Consider the following 16,012-nt stretch of genomic DNA (forward strand, 5'->3'; position numbering starts at 1 on the left):
ATGCTTTTTATAAAAATGAGATACTCCGGTTTACAACTATCAACTGACTACTGTTAACAGTCAATTATTAGACATCTCCCATAATTGTTGTGGAACAGGCATCCTGCCTGTTCAAAATTGGCATTTTGGGAGGGTTCTATTGGTTAGTTATTACCAATAACAAATAACAAATAACCAATAACCAATAACTACTTCGAGATAAAATGCACCCAAAAATTCCCATCAGCCATACAAACGCTGCGGATTAAGCGATAGGAATAGTGCAAGTAAGAACCGCTGACAGTTGTGTCATAACCCGTGGGGAACCATTCGCCATAGGGATCGTGAACGAAGAATCCTTCGCTGTCGTAGCCTGTGGCAACTATAATGTGACCGAAAGATGTGAAGTATCCGTGGATGACAGCGGGATTTCCGCTGGCGAGCCAATCTTGAACGTCATCAATCGTTGCATTCTCGGTAAAGTAATCTTGAGCGCCGTAATCTCTAACAATTTTGGCTAAATCTCTCGGTTCCCAGCGACTGTAACCTTTGTCGATCGCATATTGGTAGAGTTCATCTTCATATTGTCCGGTTTTTTGGCGCCGGGGAACTCTCAAAAAGTCCAAACACATCGCGATGGAAGTAACATTGCAAGAACCTGTAGGATTGTACAAGTTATCCATTTGCGATCGATAAGGAATGCCCAGTCTGACAGTCGGCGGATTCGGTTTGGGATACAGCAAAACGCCGTCTAGAGTAACTTGAGCGTGTCCTCCGTAAACATACCAAATCCCTGAACCTTTGAAAGACTCGTTGCGGAGAGCAACTCTGATATGACCGCGAATCGGAGCAAATGCTAGGAGTTCAAACTCTTTTCCCGCTGGGATTACTTGTTTTTCCGCTTCCTGAAGTTGAGAAGACGCCAGCGGTTTTGATTTAAAAATTGTGTCTTTGAGGATTTTCAGGATGGGGCGAGGTTTGGGAATGTCCCCCGGTTTGGTTTCGATCAGCTTTTGGGCTGTGATTGCTCCCAAAAAACCCGGCTCGCCGCACTTCATCAGGGTTTGAAATCGGTGGAGGGCTGCGGTAGAAAGAGGGCCAAAGATGCCGTCTACTGGAGGTTTCAGTAAACCTAGGTCAATGAGGCGACTTTGAATTTGGCGGCTCAGTTCGTCGTCCGCAGCGATCGCCCTAGAATCATACCTAATTTTTGACTTGAGAAAGTTTTGTAATTTCATGCTTCCCTGCGCACTTCAACGATTCCAAGTTTATACTCTCAGAAAATTACGGCAATTTTACCGATCGTCCGCACCTTAAGGGCTTTGTATTCATGATTCGATACAAACCTTTAAGGCGACAGCCGATCGAACTTGATATCGTGTCCGGTCGATCGATCGCAATAAGATTGGTTCGTAGTACGGACTTTAGTCCGCTCTTAAGTTGCGGACTAAAGTCCGTACTACGAACCTTTTTTTGTGACGATCGTAGATCGGACGTGATATGACGCAGTATTCTCTAATCTAAGATGACGATAATTTAACTTTTTTGTGCCGTTGCAAGTCTCCCTAGCTTAGCCATGAAACGATCGCGCTGTTTAGCAAAAAGTCGATTTTATGCTTCGCTGGGGCGAATTACCACCACACCCATGGCGTCGGGAGATAGGTATTTGACGGCGGCTTCCCGAAGATCCTCGGCAGTTTGAGCTTGGATACAGGCTGCGTAGTTGAGCGCGGGAGCGATATCTCCTACCATCGACTGATAGTAACCGTACAAACTTGCTCGATCGCTCGGAGTTTCGTTACCGAAGATAAACCGATTTGCTACTTGGGTGCGGATGCGGGAAATTTCGGCATCTGTCACCAGTTCGGTTTGTAGAGTGCGGATGTGTCCGACGATAGCTGCTTCCACTTCTTCTATATTTTCTGTCGCTAGTTGAGCAGAAATCGAGAATACACCGCCGAGTCGCTGAGTCATGTTGCTGACAGAAATTGACGAGACTAGCCCTCTGTCTTCGCGCAAATCCTTAACCAAGCGAGTTGTGCGCCCGTGGCCCAAGACTGTCGCCAAAACGTCGAGGGCATAGGTTTCAGACATTTCCACGAAACCTGGCACCCGCCACATGACGATCAGTCGAGCTTGCTGGAGGGCTGAGTCTACAAATTCGCGGCGGACTGTTTCGGTAAATGGCGATTCTTGGCCGTAGTTGAGAATTTCCGATTCTGGGTGAAAGCTGCTGACGGCGGGCAGATTTATGGTGCTGTTTTGTGCTGTGCTTTTGGTGGCAAAACTTTCTGCGACAATTTCAATTAGTCGATCGACCGGCAAGTTACCTACAGCGACTGCTGTCATCGCCCCTGGCTGGTATCTGCTGCTGTGAAAATCCCGCATTTGTTGGGCGGTAAGATTTTCGATGACGGAAGTCGGGCCGAGTACGGGTCGTTTGTAGGGCAGGACTTCAAAGGCTAATTGCATCGATCGCTGATAGGTGCGGCGGCGCGGATTGTCTTCGGATCGTCTAATTTCTTCTAATACTACCAGCCGTTCGCGATCGAAGGCGTCATCGGGAATGCTGGCGTTGAGCAAGACATCGACTTGCAGCGGGGCTAGTTCGGCAAAATCTTTAGGAGCTGTAGTGATGTAATAGTTCGTGTAATCTTGGCTGGTAGCTGCATTAGTGACAGCGCCGCGTTGTTCGATCGCCCGCTCAAATTCTCCGCTCGGAATGCTGGGAGTTCCCTTAAAAATCATGTGTTCTAAAAAGTGCGCCATACCGTTGATTTCGTCGGATTCAACGGCTGAGCCTAAATTCATCCACACGCTGAGGTTAACGGCATCGACCGGCAAGTGTTCGGCTATAACTGTGAGGCCGTTGGGGAAATGGCGCACTGTTGGGGCGTTGAGGGGCGATTTGGAGGAGGCTTTGAGTAGGGTTGATGTCATGCGCTTTTAAAATTATCTTGTTATCTATATCTTAAAGGGTCTTTTACGAAGGGATCGGGCATTTGGCATCTGCCATTGGCTATAAAAACTGCGATCGTTCTGGTTTTTCACTCTTGGACGCACCAAATGGCTAAAAACCCGGTTTCTTCCTAGATACCTCGTTACCAAACCGAATATTCTGCGAGAAACCGGGTTTTTTCCTCACTCCTAGGCGGAAGTCCTGTTAAGATTTCTGCGATGGCTGCTCCGTCGTTGCCGATCGCGATCGTTAATTTATTTTAATAATTTGTGCAAAGTCCTCAGTTTTTTGGTGACAGCACTCAATGGACAATCGAAAATTGCATAAAAATTTAATATTTTCACAGCCTGCTTGGCAGCGATTTGGGCGATCGACCTCCGGGAAAATCGGCTTAATTTTGACTGTAGCGCTGATTGTTGTGGCAGTGTTAGCCCCCCTAATTTACCCTTACAATCCTGCGGTCGATCGCGATTATTTATCCCGATTAGTGGCTCCTAGCGTCAAACATTGGTTCGGAACCGACGGTTTGGGGCGGGATTTGTTAGTGCGGGTATGGCACGGATTGGGGATATCTTTGATTGTCAGCCTGGTTTCTGTGGGTGCGGGATTATTTGTGGGCTCTCTGTTGGGGCTCTTGGCTGGATATTTTCGCGGATGGGCTGAAGTGGCGATCGGGATTTTGGCGGATATTTTGCTAGCTTTTCCTTCGATCTTACTGGCGATCGCCATTGTTACCGTCACCGGGCCCAGCTTGCAAAGCGTAATTATCGCCGTCAGCGTCGTCCAAATTCCGATTTACATCCGCCTCACACGCAGCATGGTGCTATCCCTGCGAGAACAAGAATTTGTGTTAGCTGTCAAGGCCTTAGGCGCCAGCGACTTGCGGATTATTTTTCGCCACATTTTGCCGGGAAGTCTCGCCCCGCTTGTTGTACAAGCAACTCTTTCCACAGGTACAGCGACGCTAGAAGCTGCTGGTTTGGGTTTTCTCGGTTTGGGCGCGCAGCCACCAGCCCCAGAGTTGGGGACGATGCTTTCCGATGCTTTCAAAGGCGGATACGCTCTTTCGTCTCCTTGGACGATTTTGTTTCCCGGTTTGCTGATTACCTTGACAGTTCTGGGTTTCAACCTTTTAGGCGACGGGCTGCGAGACGTTTTAGACCCCAGGGGGAATTAAAGGGGAGAGTCGGACAGTGGGAGAATTTATACTTTTGGCTTCAAAATCTAAAATCTAAAATCTAAAATCTAAAATCAACTTGACTGGTGTCACAATGTACGCGAAACTTTACATACAACTGATGTATTGCTTCTACCTATTAATAACTTCTGTTAAGTTGTGACTCAAAACCTATCAATTAGTCAAAATTGATATAGCGGTTTGTCAGTCCGCCAACTCTTAAGAAGCGACCTCAGGAGGCATCGTCCCCGGCTTGCTGGTGTCGGTGTCATTATTGTTCCTATTCAGTCAGCCCGGATTATGGAAACACTAGAATTTGTCATTTATCCAGATGGCCGCGTACAGGAAACAGTCACCGGCATTGTCGGTGCTTCCTGCGCTGAGGTAACGGCAGCAATTGAAGCCCAGCTCGGTGTGGTGCTTCATCAAGAGTCAACATCTGAATATTTCGCGCAAGTGCTGCATCAGTCAGCCGAAGCGACGGCCCAAGTGGCTTTTAGCGATTGGTAATCTTTTTTGTTCAGTTCACTTAAATTTTTTTGGAACCACCATGTCACACTTTAGCCAAATTAAAACCCAGATCCGCAATTTGAATTCTTTGGAAGCTGCTTTAACTGACTTGGGTATCGACTGGAAGTCTGGCCCCACTGAGGTGCGCGGCTATCGCGGCCTCACCAGCACTGCTGAGGTGGTGATTGAGCAAAAAAACGGCTATGACTTAGGTTTTAGCTGGAACGGGACTGAGTATGAATTGGTGGCGGATTTGCAATTTTGGCAGCAAGCTTGGTCTGTCGATCGTTTTCTGAATAAGGTGACTCAGCGCTACGCTTACCATACTGTGGTGAATGAAAGCGCTAAGCAGGGTTTCCAAGTTTCTGAGCAAAAGCAAAATCAAGACGGTTCGATCCGCTTGGTGGTTCAGCGCTGGTGCGCTTAAGGGTTGTTTGAGATTTTTACAATTCAAGTCTCATCTCAAGTCCGCCCGTGCGGACTTATTTATTATCAGAAAATTGGGTTGAAAACCCTGTCCTTGTAGCACGGCTTTTTGCCATTTTTAAGTAAAATAAAAAATCCATCTTCACCGAATAGCGGGGGTTTGAAGCCCCTGCCTTTAGGCAGATTGTGATAAGAACGGAGTTTAAATCTCCGTTCTTATCACTTCGCTGTCAACTGTCAACTGTCAACTGTCAACTGTCAACTGTTTAAAAATGAATATGGTAGGATAAACAAATCAGACAAGATTTAAAAACCTACCCCCGGACTGGGGGAAAGTCTACGCCCAAAACATTTTTGAGGAGATATGACTACGCACTTGAGAGTGCAAACGTAGTCAGCCTGGGAACCCACGCTTGCGCGGGATATTTTGACAGAAATGTCTTAAGAATCCCCGTACCTTTAGGTCGGGGAGTGTCAATATTGTGAGGGATCTAAATGTCTGAGCTTTCTGGACTCGGAATAGATACAGCAGGCGATCGCACTGGTTTAGAACCGGAGTTGGGCGGATTTTTGCGGGATGCGCCCGATCGCACTGGTTTAGAACCGGAGTTGGGCGGATTTTTGCGCCAAAAAGGCGTCTATGTTGACGAGATTACCTGCATCGGCTGCAAGCATTGCGCCCATGTTGCTCGCAATACTTTCTACATTGAGCCGGATTACGGGCGATCGCGCGTAGTCCGACAAGACGGAGATTCCGAAGAGTTGATTGCTGAGGCGATCGACACTTGTCCGGTAAATTGCATTCACTGGGTTGACTACACCGAACTCAAGAACCTCGAAGAAGAGCGTAAGGATCAGGTGATTCCCGTAGTTGGTTTTCCCGTGGATATGGCTACAGTTCAGGCGGGTGTTCGCCAGCGCCAGAAGGCTAAGGGCGATCGTAAGTTCAAACACAACTATTGAAACCCACAATCAAAATCCACAGCTTGAAACCTGTGGCGACAAAAACAAAGCCCGCCTGCGCGGGCATTTTTTATACAAAATATAACTTTCTCCGACTCTTAGTCCGCGGAGGCGGACTTCGTTTGTATAGCAGCGGTTTCAACCGCCGAGTCAACCCCCAAGTTATGAACAACAGATTATTTCAAAGGATGGTGATCCGCGAGAATTTTCTCAACTCTAGCCTCATCAATTCTCGCAGTCAATCTAGTTGCCTCATTGTTATCCCGAATCGTTTTTGCTAAAGTAAAAGACGAACCAACCGAAAAAGTTAAACCCATACCCACGAAACTTTTTACCCAGATATCTACGGGCAGATAAATGACACCTATAGCCGTAGTGGAAATAGCTAGAATAAAGGAAACCCAGCACTGTAAAATCCAAGCATTAGTATCTCTTTGACGTACAATTTGTTGCTGCATAATGCCTCTATCTAAAATATATCTTTTGGTTCATTAACTTCAATAATAGAGAGTATAAATGAAGCGATCGGGAGAGATAGGGACAGTTTGGATAAGTGCACAGGGCGATCGATATTTTTAGTAAAAATGCGATCGCTGTAGATAGGGTTTAAGGCTCTCTAAAGACTTGGTGGGAGTAGACAGTTAGGAAACTGCACTAAGGGAGATTGATTTGGGATGATTTACTCACTGGTTTTAGAGCATTCTCAAAAGTTCTTTTCGGTTCTTGCAGGGCTTTACCAAACCCGACTGGTACACCTTAGCGATGAAAGGTGATTGATTCCCACGAATAAATCGTTGCATATTTTCCAAGGCATTTACAAAAGCTTGTGCCACTACAACTCCAGAAACATCGCCACCCACAAATGCAAACAGCCGTACATTACTTTGAGCCACAGCCAATAACTCCAAAGGACGACTAGCAATTTTCTTGTCCTTTGTAAGTACCACCCAATTGTGTTCTCCAACTATCCTCAGCCAATCCTAATCATTGAGGTCTTGACTAAAATGATCGTCGTGAATTTCTACTGTAGCTCCCGAATTTCGTAATGAATCTGCCAGTTTTTTTCCTAAACATCTGTCAATAAAAAATATCTCATTCATGCTACTAGCGGAAGTTGGCAGCGAATACCTTCCTCTATTTGGAGGCGCGAGCAATTGTAGTCCTCGGCAAGTTCGTCTATGGAATCACCCGCCTTGTAACGTTCTGCCAGCATAGCTGTGGGAATGCCAGTTCCAGCTAAAACAGGGCGGCCAAAGGAGATTGTGGGGTCAATCATCACTGTTTTAGGTTCGTCGGAACCTGGTAGCTTCGTGAAAGGGAAGAGTTTGATAGGTAATCCAGCTTCATCTCGTACAATGCGATCGAAATAAGTGTCTAGAATCTGCCTCGCTTCCTGCTTCCTGTCCGATGTTGCAAGCTTCTGTCCGCATTTCTCAAACAAAAGAGCAATTCCCTCGACTTGAAACTCAATTCGAGCGTATAAGTGAGGATTAGAAAAATTACGGTTGACGCATTTGAGAGCCGTACTAAGTTCCTGGCGGGAGAAGCCTGTAGCCTTAACAATAGCAATCAACACATGAGCCTCTACCAAATTGGTGAAAGAAAGTAGTCTAGTTTTGGACTGGGGCAGCAGTTCAAGATTATTGTGTTGAGGTAACTCAATCAACGGCTCAAAGAAGTGCTTGTCCGTTTTTGTTTGCGAGTACCAGCCAACAACCCAATGTCGCAACATATCTCTCCGCAGCCTGAGATATTGTGCTGCTTGAGGGATAGAATATATCGGAATATCCCGCAGTTCAAAGTTGTTAGTATCAGCCATAGCAGTTGTCCTAATTCTAAATACTTATATTTTTGCACAGTTCGCGGGCGATCGCAAAAATCTCTCCCGACCATACCCAGATACCCGACTTCTTCAAGAAACCGGGTATCTAAAGCAACCTATTTAGCTGCTGACAGCGCTGCGGATTACTTATTTTTCTGCTGAGTCTTGGCTTGTTCGATCGCAATTTCCCTCACAGCTTGGAAAGAACTCAAATTCGACGAACCCTCAATCGCCTTCACCGCCAAATCTTGAACCTGTTTCAAAGCAGAATCAAGCTGTTTCGACAAACTCGCAATCCGCGATTCCTGATTTTGAATTGTCTGCAACATTCCTTGAATTTGCAATTCATAATTTTGCTTTTGTCCCTCGATATCCTTAGCCGACAAATCAGCCTTAACCTTAGCTTGATAATTGCCAATATTGCGACCATTATCTTTCCCATTCTTGATATTAGCTTCCAGTTCCTTCGGGAAAGCTTCCACCTTAGCCTTAACTTCAGCAGACAATTTTTCCCGTTCCGAAATAGATTTTTCCCGTTCCGCCCACTGTTTCTCCTGTTCCTGACGAAACTCTTCAATTTCTTGATACAGCCTTTTCTGACGCTGTTCGTATCCTTCGATATCCAAATCTCGCTGAAGATTCAGATCGTAATCATACAACTCTTCATCCCGATCGCAATTTTTTTGCTGATTCTCATTGCGTTCTGTAACAGCCAACTTTTGCAACTCCTGCTCTTTTTCCCAAGCTAGACGCTGTTCCAGCAATTCCTGTTCAACAGTATCGCGCTGTTCGGTGAGTTCGTTAGTAAAAGTTTTCGCACTTTCTTCGTACTGCTGAATCAAATTATCCAGCGTATCTTCCGCAACATCTTCTAAACTGTGCAACTCTTGCAGTTGTTGAATTTCGTCGCCCACTGTGCGCCGCAATTCTTCCAGTTTAGCAGCTTCCGAAGTTAATTTTTCCGACAACTCGCTGACAGCGCCACCAAAGCCAAATTGTAGCAAGATTAAATTATCAATTGTGGACTGCATTTTTTGTTGAGATTGAGTTAAAGCCATTGGTTTTTGTGCCTCCACAATAGGTTTTTCTGGTGCTGCTGCTGCTGCTGCTGGTTGTTTTGGAGAAGCATTTAGCTGTTTAATTTGCAATTCTAACGCAGCTTTTTCTTGCGCGGCTTCCTTGTACGCTTCTAAGATTTCAGCCTTAGTGCTTTTGTCCGTAAGTTTTTTGTTCATGGCTTTTCATTTGTTAATATTTGGGAATTTGTTTCGTAGTAAGGACTTCAGTCCTCAAGTGTTGAGAAAATAATGAATAAAGTCCTCACTGCGAACCGGGGAAAGGACTAAAAGCCTCACTACCAACCGGGTTTTAAGCTTTGCTCGCAAAAGCTTTCATTGCCAAATCTTGTGCTTGCTTCATCGTAGCTTGCAGTTGTGCAGAAATTTCGGCGATTTGTTCAGTTTGGCGCTGCATTGTCTGCTGTAAAGATTGTACTTTCAACTCATATCCCTGCTTGCTTCCTTCCCATTCTTTATCCGCTAAATCTGCCTTGACTTTAGCTTCGCGGGAAACTTCTTGAATTGCTTCTTCTTTAGCTTTGATGTAAGCCTGTTTGAGTTCTTCTTCAAATCCCGCAGCTTTGGTCTGATTCTTTTCAAACTCCGCTTGATTGTCGCTGAGGACTTTTTCTCTTTCTGCCCAGTTTTTATCTTTTTCGCGGGTAGACTCTTGCAATTCCCGTTCTAGTTTGCGCTTCGTTTCTTCGTATTCGTCGGTTTCAATTTTGCGATCGCGCTGCAATTCGTATTGATAATCTGCCGCTTCCTGCTGGCGCTGTTTAGTTGTGAATGCAGTTTTTTCGGAAACTGCGGTGTCAAATTCTTGCTGTTCTTTCCCCCAAGTCTTGCGTTTTTGGGTCGTGTCTTTTTCGATAATTTCACGTTGGTTCGCAGCATTTTGTTCGAGTACAGTCAATTTTTCTTGATGCTCTTGAGTTAAAATGTGGAGGGCATCTGCTACAACTCGAATTTGCTGCAACTCTTGTAATTGTTCAGCTTCAATGTCGATCGCCTTTTTTAACTCATCTAATTTTGAAGATTCCGCCTTCAGTTTTTCGGAAAGTCCGCTGGTGATGCTACCGAAATCTAATTGTAAGTCTGCCAAGCCTTTAACAATGCTGTCAATTGTGTAGGTAGAGGCGACTTCGAGGAGTTGTTTATTTTTAGCTTTTTCGGCTGATTGTTCTTTCGTTTCGACTTTAGATTCAATCTTTTTCTTTTCTGCTAAAATCTGCTGAAAACTTTGCAAAATTTTGGCTTTGCTATCTTTAACATTTGCTAGTGTCATAATGCTTGTTGCTCCTGATTCAAACTTTTCGAGACCTTGTTACTAAGACGTGTTGAACTATCCTAAGTTCCGGAGTTGGCTGAGAATAGATCGATATTTTTTGGCTGCATTTGGTGGGAAGTTTGGATGATTGCTCTCAAGAGATTTGAGAATTTTTTTACAGCGAGCGCACCGATTGGCTTGCCAGCACTCGCAATCGTCAACTATACTTACAAGTGTGTCTTTAAGCAGTTGATTTTCCGAGAGCAAAGCTTGGTAATTTCGCCGGATAGATTCGGCAACTACACTCATGTGCTGGAAGTCTTCGGTGAGACTTTCGATGTCGTTAATTGTATCTGCCCGAATTTGGTCGAGTAGCTCGCAATTTTCTCGCAAACGGCTTTCTTGCAGGTTGGGTTTGGTTTTAATTTTCGTTAATTTCTTCATTTTACTTTTCGCTGTCACAGTTACGGAAAAGGCGCGATTAAATCGCGCCTTTTCCACAAAATTAGAACAAGTCAGCAGTTGCTCTGTCTTCCGCTGATGGCAGCGACATATTACCGTTGGAATTCAAAGCAATAGCATCGCTTTCACCGTTGGCGTGAGCGGCCATCAAGGATGCAACTTGTGCTGCTGGTAGGTTATCTAAACAAATCATAGCCCTGGTTCCTTCCAAGTCAATCATCCGCGATTGATTGCTCAGATCGGATAAAACTGCTGCTGCTTGATCGATAACTCCCCAGTCTTTTCGCTCCATCCACGACCATTTTAAACTGTAGTAATTAATCGGTTTTACTACTCCGCTGTCGTCGGGTTTTTGACCGGAATGTTTGACAAATTCGGGGATAAAAATTCCGGTTGCTGGCTCTACGCCGCGCGATTGAACTGATGCGACTAAACGGTTAAAATCGTTCAAACTGCGGTTTTTGATGTAGGTGACCATGACAACTCCTTGGGGCAGTTCGCCTGTTTCTGCGACGAACCAAAGTTGACCCCAAAGTGTGTGGGAAGTTTGACCGAGGGAACCGAAGAATTTGGCAAATTTGAGGATGGTGATCGAACACTTGGAACCATAGTCTGTGTCGCCGATCGCCCATTGGCCGCTTTGGCAATTGTTGCGAACGGCGATCGGAATTTCTGGTACTAGCAAAGCATTGCTCGGTTTGGCACCAAATACTGAAAATGTAGGTCTTTCTTTTGTAGTAGTCATTGTTCGTTTTTCCTTGGTTATTTATTTGCTGGTAATTGGTAATGGGTAATTGGTAATGGGGAATTGGTAATTGGTAATTGGTAATTGGTAATTGGTAATTGGTAATTGGCTAATTCTCCCACTCTCCCCCTCTCCCCCTCTCCCACTCTCCCCCTCTCCCCTTCCGATTACCGAATAAGATGTGTTGTCGCTTTTGGTTCTGGATATGTGTATTCAAGCATCGCCTCTTGTTGAGCTTGAATAATTCGCAGCGCGGTGAGCAAATGCTCTAACGTTTCTAAGTGCGCTGGGGTGAAGTGGATGCTGAAGCCTTCGCCATCCCGTGCGTAGCCCGGACAAACCAGTGAGGCCGAGCTTTGTTCTTCGTGGGTGGCGATGTATAGCCAGTCATCGTCTTCGAGCTTGTAATGCGTGTCTGTCCAGGTTCTCAGCATTTGCTATCTGTTCCTCCTTAATTTGCTGCGTACAAGCGTTTTGACGCCCAGCGCCGATCGCTCCTCTAAAGTTAATGGTGCTATATCTAGTGTTTTGTCTGGGATATTTTGCACCCTCAACCATACCTGTGCGGTTAAGTTGGTTGATTAAACCGTCAACTAAACCTATGGTAGCCTGTGTTGATTTTCCCGTCAAGTATTTTGTTGAACTTTTCATCAAAACAGGCTAGAATGCCTGTCAGGAGGCGAAAAACCGTGGAACAAACATTTGGAAGACTGATCCGTCAAGCTCGCAAGGACAAAGCTTACTCACAACGTGAGCTAGCGGGTATGTTAAGTGTGGATTTTACTTATTTGTCGAAGCTGGAGAACGATCGCGCCGATTATGCGCCAAAAGAGGAGGTAATCCGAGCATTAGCGCGGAATCTCGATATCAACGAAGAGGAATTGATTTTTCTGGCGGGGAGACTGCCTCAGCAGTACGAAGCGCTGCTGAAGCAGAATCCGAAGGAAATGCAGGCTCTTTTCCGGCGGATGCAAGAAAATCCAGATTGGCTCAAACAATCTTTTGAAGCGTAACAGAGGCCTATCACAGTGAGTATTTTTAAACCGTATTGCTTCTATCCCAAAGAATCGATCGAGCGTTTGGCTTCGGACATCCTGATGCAGATGCAGAAAACGCAAAATTTTGCTCCGAAATGGCCTTTTGAAGCGACAACGGTGGCTGATTTCCTGGATTTGGGCGTAGTCTGGGACTGCATTGAGCCCGATGAGGAAGGTGCGATCGCCGCCAGGATTTTACCCCAGCAGCGGTTAATCGAAATCAACGAATTGATTCTCGAAAAACCGCCGGGGTTCATCGAATCGACGATCGCCCACGAAATCGGCCACTGGGTGCTGCACGTCAATCAAGACGAAGCAGACGGAACTGTGAAACAGTTGGAACTCAACCTGGGCGATACAGAAAAAACCGCCCAGGATGTCGAGGAACCGTTTGTGTGTCGGGGCGCGGGTGCGGATAATAAGGTTTTGTCGATCGAATGGCAAGCGCAATATTTCGCAAGCTGCTTGTTAATGCCCCGATGTATTTTGGAAGATAAAAGACAGGGACGGGATTTAACAAAGTGGTCGCATTTATACAAAATGAGAGATGAATTGGGAGTGAGCATTTCCAATTTAACAAACCGCTTGCAAGAGTTTGGTTGGATTTACATTCCCAAGGGAACCCGCGAGATTTATGCCGGGAAAGAGGCAGCAAACGGTCAGCAGCGGTTGTTCGGGTAAAATTTGATTGAATTTGAGATTTGAGAGAGATTCTCGAATCTCAGCTTTTTTTGGTGTCAGGAATGGCGGAAATAATATCAGGGAATAGCGAAGAAGAGCGAAACAGGAGACAAGACAAGCTGCTTACCAAGCAGGAGATTGAGAGATTGAAAATAGGAGGAGTTGACATTCACGAAATCAAAAATGAAGAAAATGCTTCTAAAAAAGACCTTTACAAAGACAGAGATGGAAACATCTACGTCAAACCTAAATGCGGCATGAGTCCGGGCGAACCAACAGATCTAAACATTAATGATTTCTAATCACATTTAACAGGAGTCTGAGGATGGAATCAGAAATTTACGCTTATTTTGCCTTAATTGGAACTGACTTATCTCCAGAAGAGGTAACAGAAAAAGTGGGCATAAAACCAACTAAAACTTGGAAAATTGGCGACTTAATTCACTCAAAGGCTACTATCCGCAAAAAGTATAATGGCTGGAGAGTAGATTCTCAACTTAGCAAGTCGGACGACTTAGAATCTCACATTAAATCTGTGATGGAACAACTTCAACCGGGATGGCTATCTTTGGTAGAGTTGTGCAAGCATTGTAAAGCCGAGATTGCTTGCGTCATTTATTACAGAAGTGGCAGTGTGCCAGCGATTCATTTTGATAAAAGTATCGTTGAAAAGGTACATCAATTGAATGCGGCAATTGATGTTGATTTTTTTGTTTTGCCAGAGGAGACTGCCTCGGATGAAGCAGTAGCAGCATGAGGGGCATAGCCTTGTGCACACACAAAGAGCGATCGCCCTTCTGGGTTCCTTGCTTCCTACTGTGGTACAGTATGAATGAAAAAAATCAGGGCTTACCAGAAAGAATTGGTTGAAAGCCCCAAGCCGGAGCGGGGAGAAATTAAAATTAGACTATTCATTACTCCAATCCTCTTCCTTCTAGGTAGAGGTCGCTCTCAAACTGTCAACTGTCAACTGTCAACTGTCAACTGTCAACTGTTGAAGCATGGTGGCTAGAAACCGGGTTTCTACGATTTTTACATTGAGTGACGAGAAATAGACGAAGAAACCCGGTTTAGTAAAGTCAGCGCGCGCAACTCATAAACAAATATACTGTGCAAATTATGCAGACAAATATCAGTCTGATTCTCGAAGCTTGTCAAGAGTTAAATATCAGTTATGAAATCCTCGCACCAAACCAAAACTTAGTTAGAATCAAACTGAACGGTCAAGACTATTATTTTGTCAATTTCAGTATGCCGTTTAACAACGAGCAAATCGTACACATATTTAAAGACAAAGAATATACCTATCACTTGCTAAAAGGCAAGATTCAAACTCCTCACACCCTAGGATTTCTCTCGCCTTTTTGCGAGGAAAAGTATCACAAATATTTAGAGTTTAAAGATTGTGCAGAAATTGCAGCCGAAGTGAGTAAAACATTTTCGCTACCCGTGATTGTGAAAAGAAATCGCGGTTCGGCGGGAAACAATGTATTGCTTTGTGAAACGAAAGAGCAAGTTCAAGCAGCGATTGAACTTGTATTTAATGTCAATAGCAAAGATTATGACTATGTTTGTCTAGCTCAAGAGTACATTGATATCCGACACGAATATCGGGCGGTTTTTTTCAATCACAAGCTGGTTTTGCTGTATGAAAAAGATAAATCAGACGCTAAATTTGCGGGGAATTTAAGCCCGCTGCACTGGGAGGGTGCAAAAGCTAAGCATATTACCGACTCAGAGATTATTTCGGAAATTGAAAATTTTGTTCGCCCTGTTTTTGAAGAGATTCGGATTAATTATGGTGGGTTTGATATTGCGCTAGATACAAATGGGAAATATTGGTTAATTGAAATTAATTCAAGTCCTAATTTTGAGATTTTTGTGAGAGATAATCATCGCCGGATTGCTGTAAAGATGTTTAAAGATATGTTGGAGAGCTTGACTATTAATCAAAAGCCGTAAATGTTCGATTTTAGAGATGCGCTACAATTAACTAAATCCAACAATTACACAAGAAAACATAATGACAGGACAAGTATTAGAAGTAGAGGGTACGTGGGAAGAGATTGTAGCCCTATCCGAAAAATTTGCTGGACGCAGAGTTCGCATCATCCTTCTTGCTAACGAAGACGAAGAAGCACTCCCATCTCCAGAAGAGAGCTTTCGGCAAGCATGGCTGGAAATAAAGACCGGAAAAACTAGACCTGTATCGGAACTGTGGGAAGGTATTGATGCAGCGATCGAGATGATGGAGTCTCTGCCAGAAAATTTACAGCAGCAAGTAGCAGAATACTTGAAAGAGTATATCGCAGACTTAAAAGATGAGCTTCAATGGGAAGAATCTTTCAAAAAAACACAACCGCAACTTGTGGCGGCTGCCAAACGCGCAAAACAAGAAATTGCTCTTGCTAAGGAACCGCTGAAGTCAGCAGAAGAGTGTTTTCGCCAAGGATGGTACGAAGCAATGACAGGGCAGACTATACCGCTTTCTGAACTGTGGGATGGAATTGATGCAGAATAATCCTCCTTTAAGGCAGATTATACCCACGCGAGAATTCCAACGCGACTTACGCGCTCTTTCTAAAAAGTACCGCCATATCCGATCGGATGTTCAGCCAATTATTGAAAAACTGCAAGCTGGAGAGTTGCTGGGAGTTCCGATACCTGGGATTGGTTACGAAATATTTAAGGTGCGTGTTAAAAACAGCGATGTTCAAAAAGGAAAAAGCGGTGGATATAGATTCATTTACTACCTTCAAACAATGACGATCGTTATCTTGATTGCCATTTATTCAAAATCAGAACAATCAGATATTGCCGCCGATCGAGTTTTAGCAATTATCAGCGAATTTAACGAGTTGATTGAAGACGCAGGAGAAACGACAGAAGAAATACAAGATAAGGACTAAAGTCCTCACTACAA

23 protein-coding genes are annotated in these 16,012 nt (G+C 44.6%); 12 read left to right on the forward strand and 11 right to left on the reverse strand.

The window, feature by feature from the left end; genetic code table 11:
- Window positions 1-188 precede the first annotated feature (188 nt).
- On the reverse strand, window positions 189-1,217 hold the full coding sequence (locus JGK11_RS03210) for a C39 family peptidase (protein WP_293175352.1): 1,029 nt from the start codon (window positions 1,215-1,217) through the stop codon (window positions 189-191).
- A 373-nt stretch (window positions 1,218-1,590) separates the two neighbouring features.
- Window positions 1,591-2,919 (reverse strand): pitrilysin family protein, encoded by a 1,329-nt coding sequence (locus tag JGK11_RS03215; protein WP_293210544.1) that lies wholly within the window; start codon window positions 2,917-2,919, stop codon window positions 1,591-1,593.
- A gap of 323 nt (window positions 2,920-3,242) precedes the next feature.
- Here JGK11_RS03215 and JGK11_RS03220 point away from each other — a divergent pair, with 323 nt between their 5' ends.
- The 4 genes from JGK11_RS03220 to JGK11_RS03235 all read left to right on the forward strand — a co-directional run bounded on the left by JGK11_RS03220 (window position 3,243) and on the right by JGK11_RS03235 (window position 6,014).
- The gene (locus tag JGK11_RS03220) at window positions 3,243-4,115 is read left to right on the forward strand and encodes an ABC transporter permease (RefSeq protein ID WP_293210547.1); all 873 of its coding nucleotides are present in this window, start codon (window positions 3,243-3,245) and stop codon (window positions 4,113-4,115) included.
- Window positions 4,116-4,415: 300 nt separating this feature from the next.
- Window positions 4,416-4,625 (forward strand): DUF2997 domain-containing protein, encoded by a 210-nt coding sequence (locus JGK11_RS03225; protein ID WP_194071124.1) that lies wholly within the window; start codon window positions 4,416-4,418, stop codon window positions 4,623-4,625.
- Window positions 4,626-4,665: 40 nt separating this feature from the next.
- Window positions 4,666-5,052 (forward strand): DUF1257 domain-containing protein, encoded by a 387-nt coding sequence (locus JGK11_RS03230; RefSeq protein ID WP_293175346.1) that lies wholly within the window; start codon window positions 4,666-4,668, stop codon window positions 5,050-5,052.
- A gap of 494 nt (window positions 5,053-5,546) precedes the next feature.
- Complete coding sequence (locus JGK11_RS03235; RefSeq protein WP_293175344.1) at window positions 5,547-6,014, forward strand: ferredoxin; 468 nt, start codon at window positions 5,547-5,549, stop codon at window positions 6,012-6,014.
- A 176-nt stretch (window positions 6,015-6,190) separates the two neighbouring features.
- On the opposite strand, the gene JGK11_RS03240 is transcribed toward JGK11_RS03235, so the two are convergent.
- From JGK11_RS03240 to JGK11_RS03280, 9 genes are all read right to left on the reverse strand, one after another.
- A complete protein-coding gene (locus JGK11_RS03240; RefSeq protein ID WP_293149023.1) occupies window positions 6,191-6,472 on the reverse strand; it encodes a YiaA/YiaB family inner membrane protein in 282 nt (93 codons plus the stop codon).
- Window positions 6,473-6,706: 234 nt separating this feature from the next.
- On the reverse strand, window positions 6,707-6,988 hold the full coding sequence (locus JGK11_RS03245; protein ID WP_366038516.1) for a hypothetical protein: 282 nt from the start codon (window positions 6,986-6,988) through the stop codon (window positions 6,707-6,709).
- A 122-nt stretch (window positions 6,989-7,110) separates the two neighbouring features.
- A complete protein-coding gene (locus JGK11_RS03250) occupies window positions 7,111-7,833 on the reverse strand; it encodes a DUF433 domain-containing protein (RefSeq protein WP_293210551.1) in 723 nt (240 codons plus the stop codon).
- 146 nt (window positions 7,834-7,979) lie between these two features.
- Window positions 7,980-9,071: a hypothetical protein gene (locus tag JGK11_RS03255; protein WP_293210553.1), complete on the reverse strand. Its 1,092-nt coding sequence runs from the start codon at window positions 9,069-9,071 to the stop codon at window positions 7,980-7,982.
- A 133-nt stretch (window positions 9,072-9,204) separates the two neighbouring features.
- The gene (locus JGK11_RS03260; RefSeq protein ID WP_293210555.1) at window positions 9,205-10,182 is read right to left on the reverse strand and encodes a hypothetical protein; all 978 of its coding nucleotides are present in this window, start codon (window positions 10,180-10,182) and stop codon (window positions 9,205-9,207) included.
- Window positions 10,183-10,239: 57 nt separating this feature from the next.
- Window positions 10,240-10,608 carry a hypothetical protein gene (locus JGK11_RS03265; RefSeq protein WP_293175334.1) on the reverse strand — a complete coding sequence of 123 codons (369 nt, stop codon included), beginning with the start codon at window positions 10,606-10,608 and terminating at the stop codon, window positions 10,240-10,242.
- Window positions 10,609-10,669: 61 nt separating this feature from the next.
- Window positions 10,670-11,371 carry a hypothetical protein gene (locus tag JGK11_RS03270; protein WP_293175332.1) on the reverse strand — a complete coding sequence of 234 codons (702 nt, stop codon included), beginning with the start codon at window positions 11,369-11,371 and terminating at the stop codon, window positions 10,670-10,672.
- A 167-nt stretch (window positions 11,372-11,538) separates the two neighbouring features.
- Entirely contained in the window at window positions 11,539-11,805 is a 267-nt protein-coding gene (locus JGK11_RS03275) for a hypothetical protein (RefSeq protein WP_265234661.1), read from the reverse strand.
- The gene (locus tag JGK11_RS03280) at window positions 11,759-12,022 is read right to left on the reverse strand and encodes a hypothetical protein (protein WP_293175327.1); all 264 of its coding nucleotides are present in this window, start codon (window positions 12,020-12,022) and stop codon (window positions 11,759-11,761) included. Before JGK11_RS03280 ends, JGK11_RS03275 begins: the two co-directional genes overlap by 47 nt.
- Window positions 12,023-12,060: 38 nt before the next feature.
- Between JGK11_RS03280 and JGK11_RS03285 the strand changes: the two genes are divergently transcribed.
- From JGK11_RS03285 to JGK11_RS03320, 8 genes are all read left to right on the forward strand, one after another.
- Complete coding sequence (locus tag JGK11_RS03285) at window positions 12,061-12,384, forward strand: helix-turn-helix transcriptional regulator (RefSeq protein WP_190739559.1); 324 nt, start codon at window positions 12,061-12,063, stop codon at window positions 12,382-12,384.
- Between the two features lie 15 nt (window positions 12,385-12,399).
- A complete protein-coding gene (locus JGK11_RS03290; RefSeq protein ID WP_293175325.1) occupies window positions 12,400-13,089 on the forward strand; it encodes an ImmA/IrrE family metallo-endopeptidase in 690 nt (229 codons plus the stop codon).
- Between the two features lie 62 nt (window positions 13,090-13,151).
- Window positions 13,152-13,391, forward strand: coding sequence for a polymorphic toxin type 33 domain-containing protein (locus tag JGK11_RS03295; RefSeq protein WP_293196610.1), 240 nt, complete (start codon window positions 13,152-13,154; stop codon window positions 13,389-13,391).
- A 23-nt stretch (window positions 13,392-13,414) separates the two neighbouring features.
- Complete coding sequence (locus JGK11_RS03300) at window positions 13,415-13,846, forward strand: DUF4279 domain-containing protein (RefSeq protein WP_293196612.1); 432 nt, start codon at window positions 13,415-13,417, stop codon at window positions 13,844-13,846.
- A 75-nt stretch (window positions 13,847-13,921) separates the two neighbouring features.
- Window positions 13,922-14,101 carry a hypothetical protein gene (locus tag JGK11_RS03305; protein WP_293175319.1) on the forward strand — a complete coding sequence of 60 codons (180 nt, stop codon included), beginning with the start codon at window positions 13,922-13,924 and terminating at the stop codon, window positions 14,099-14,101.
- Between the two features lie 107 nt (window positions 14,102-14,208).
- Entirely contained in the window at window positions 14,209-15,051 is an 843-nt protein-coding gene (locus JGK11_RS03310; RefSeq protein ID WP_293196614.1) for a YheC/YheD family protein, read from the forward strand.
- A 61-nt stretch (window positions 15,052-15,112) separates the two neighbouring features.
- Window positions 15,113-15,610: a hypothetical protein gene (locus JGK11_RS03315; protein WP_293189450.1), complete on the forward strand. Its 498-nt coding sequence runs from the start codon at window positions 15,113-15,115 to the stop codon at window positions 15,608-15,610.
- On the forward strand, window positions 15,600-15,998 hold the full coding sequence (locus JGK11_RS03320) for a type II toxin-antitoxin system RelE/ParE family toxin (RefSeq protein ID WP_293175313.1): 399 nt from the start codon (window positions 15,600-15,602) through the stop codon (window positions 15,996-15,998). Before JGK11_RS03315 ends, JGK11_RS03320 begins: the two co-directional genes overlap by 11 nt.
- Window positions 15,999-16,012: the final 14 nt, after the last annotated feature.

This window comes from Microcoleus sp. PH2017_34_RAT_O_A (assembly GCF_020737885.1).
Taxonomy (GTDB): Bacteria; Cyanobacteriota; Cyanobacteriia; order Cyanobacteriales; family Microcoleaceae; genus Microcoleus.

Excerpts from the sequence above, each read along its gene's own strand:
- JGK11_RS03210 (WP_293175352.1), bottom strand. The coding sequence starts at position 1,217 with ATGAAATTACAAAACTTTCTCAAGTCAAAAATTAGGTATGATTCTAGG.
- JGK11_RS03215 (WP_293210544.1), bottom strand. The coding sequence starts at position 2,919 with ATGACATCAACCCTACTCAAAGCCTCCTCCAAATCGCCCCTCAACGCC.
- JGK11_RS03220 (WP_293210547.1), top strand. The coding sequence starts at position 3,243 with ATGGACAATCGAAAATTGCATAAAAATTTAATATTTTCACAGCCTGCT.
- JGK11_RS03225 (WP_194071124.1), top strand. The coding sequence starts at position 4,416 with ATGGAAACACTAGAATTTGTCATTTATCCAGATGGCCGCGTACAGGAA.
- JGK11_RS03230 (WP_293175346.1), top strand. The coding sequence starts at position 4,666 with ATGTCACACTTTAGCCAAATTAAAACCCAGATCCGCAATTTGAATTCT.
- JGK11_RS03235 (WP_293175344.1), top strand. The coding sequence starts at position 5,547 with ATGTCTGAGCTTTCTGGACTCGGAATAGATACAGCAGGCGATCGCACT.
- JGK11_RS03240 (WP_293149023.1), bottom strand. The coding sequence starts at position 6,472 with ATGCAGCAACAAATTGTACGTCAAAGAGATACTAATGCTTGGATTTTA.
- JGK11_RS03250 (WP_293210551.1), bottom strand. The coding sequence starts at position 7,833 with ATGGCTGATACTAACAACTTTGAACTGCGGGATATTCCGATATATTCT.
- JGK11_RS03255 (WP_293210553.1), bottom strand. The coding sequence starts at position 9,071 with ATGAACAAAAAACTTACGGACAAAAGCACTAAGGCTGAAATCTTAGAA.
- JGK11_RS03260 (WP_293210555.1), bottom strand. The coding sequence starts at position 10,182 with ATGACACTAGCAAATGTTAAAGATAGCAAAGCCAAAATTTTGCAAAGT.
- JGK11_RS03265 (WP_293175334.1), bottom strand. The coding sequence starts at position 10,608 with ATGAAGAAATTAACGAAAATTAAAACCAAACCCAACCTGCAAGAAAGC.
- JGK11_RS03270 (WP_293175332.1), bottom strand. The coding sequence starts at position 11,371 with ATGACTACTACAAAAGAAAGACCTACATTTTCAGTATTTGGTGCCAAA.
- JGK11_RS03275 (WP_265234661.1), bottom strand. The coding sequence starts at position 11,805 with ATGCTGAGAACCTGGACAGACACGCATTACAAGCTCGAAGACGATGAC.
- JGK11_RS03280 (WP_293175327.1), bottom strand. The coding sequence starts at position 12,022 with ATGAAAAGTTCAACAAAATACTTGACGGGAAAATCAACACAGGCTACC.
- JGK11_RS03295 (WP_293196610.1), top strand. The coding sequence starts at position 13,152 with ATGGCGGAAATAATATCAGGGAATAGCGAAGAAGAGCGAAACAGGAGA.
- JGK11_RS03300 (WP_293196612.1), top strand. The coding sequence starts at position 13,415 with ATGGAATCAGAAATTTACGCTTATTTTGCCTTAATTGGAACTGACTTA.
- JGK11_RS03305 (WP_293175319.1), top strand. The coding sequence starts at position 13,922 with ATGAAAAAAATCAGGGCTTACCAGAAAGAATTGGTTGAAAGCCCCAAG.
- JGK11_RS03310 (WP_293196614.1), top strand. The coding sequence starts at position 14,209 with ATGCAGACAAATATCAGTCTGATTCTCGAAGCTTGTCAAGAGTTAAAT.
- JGK11_RS03315 (WP_293189450.1), top strand. The coding sequence starts at position 15,113 with ATGACAGGACAAGTATTAGAAGTAGAGGGTACGTGGGAAGAGATTGTA.
- JGK11_RS03320 (WP_293175313.1), top strand. The coding sequence starts at position 15,600 with ATGCAGAATAATCCTCCTTTAAGGCAGATTATACCCACGCGAGAATTC.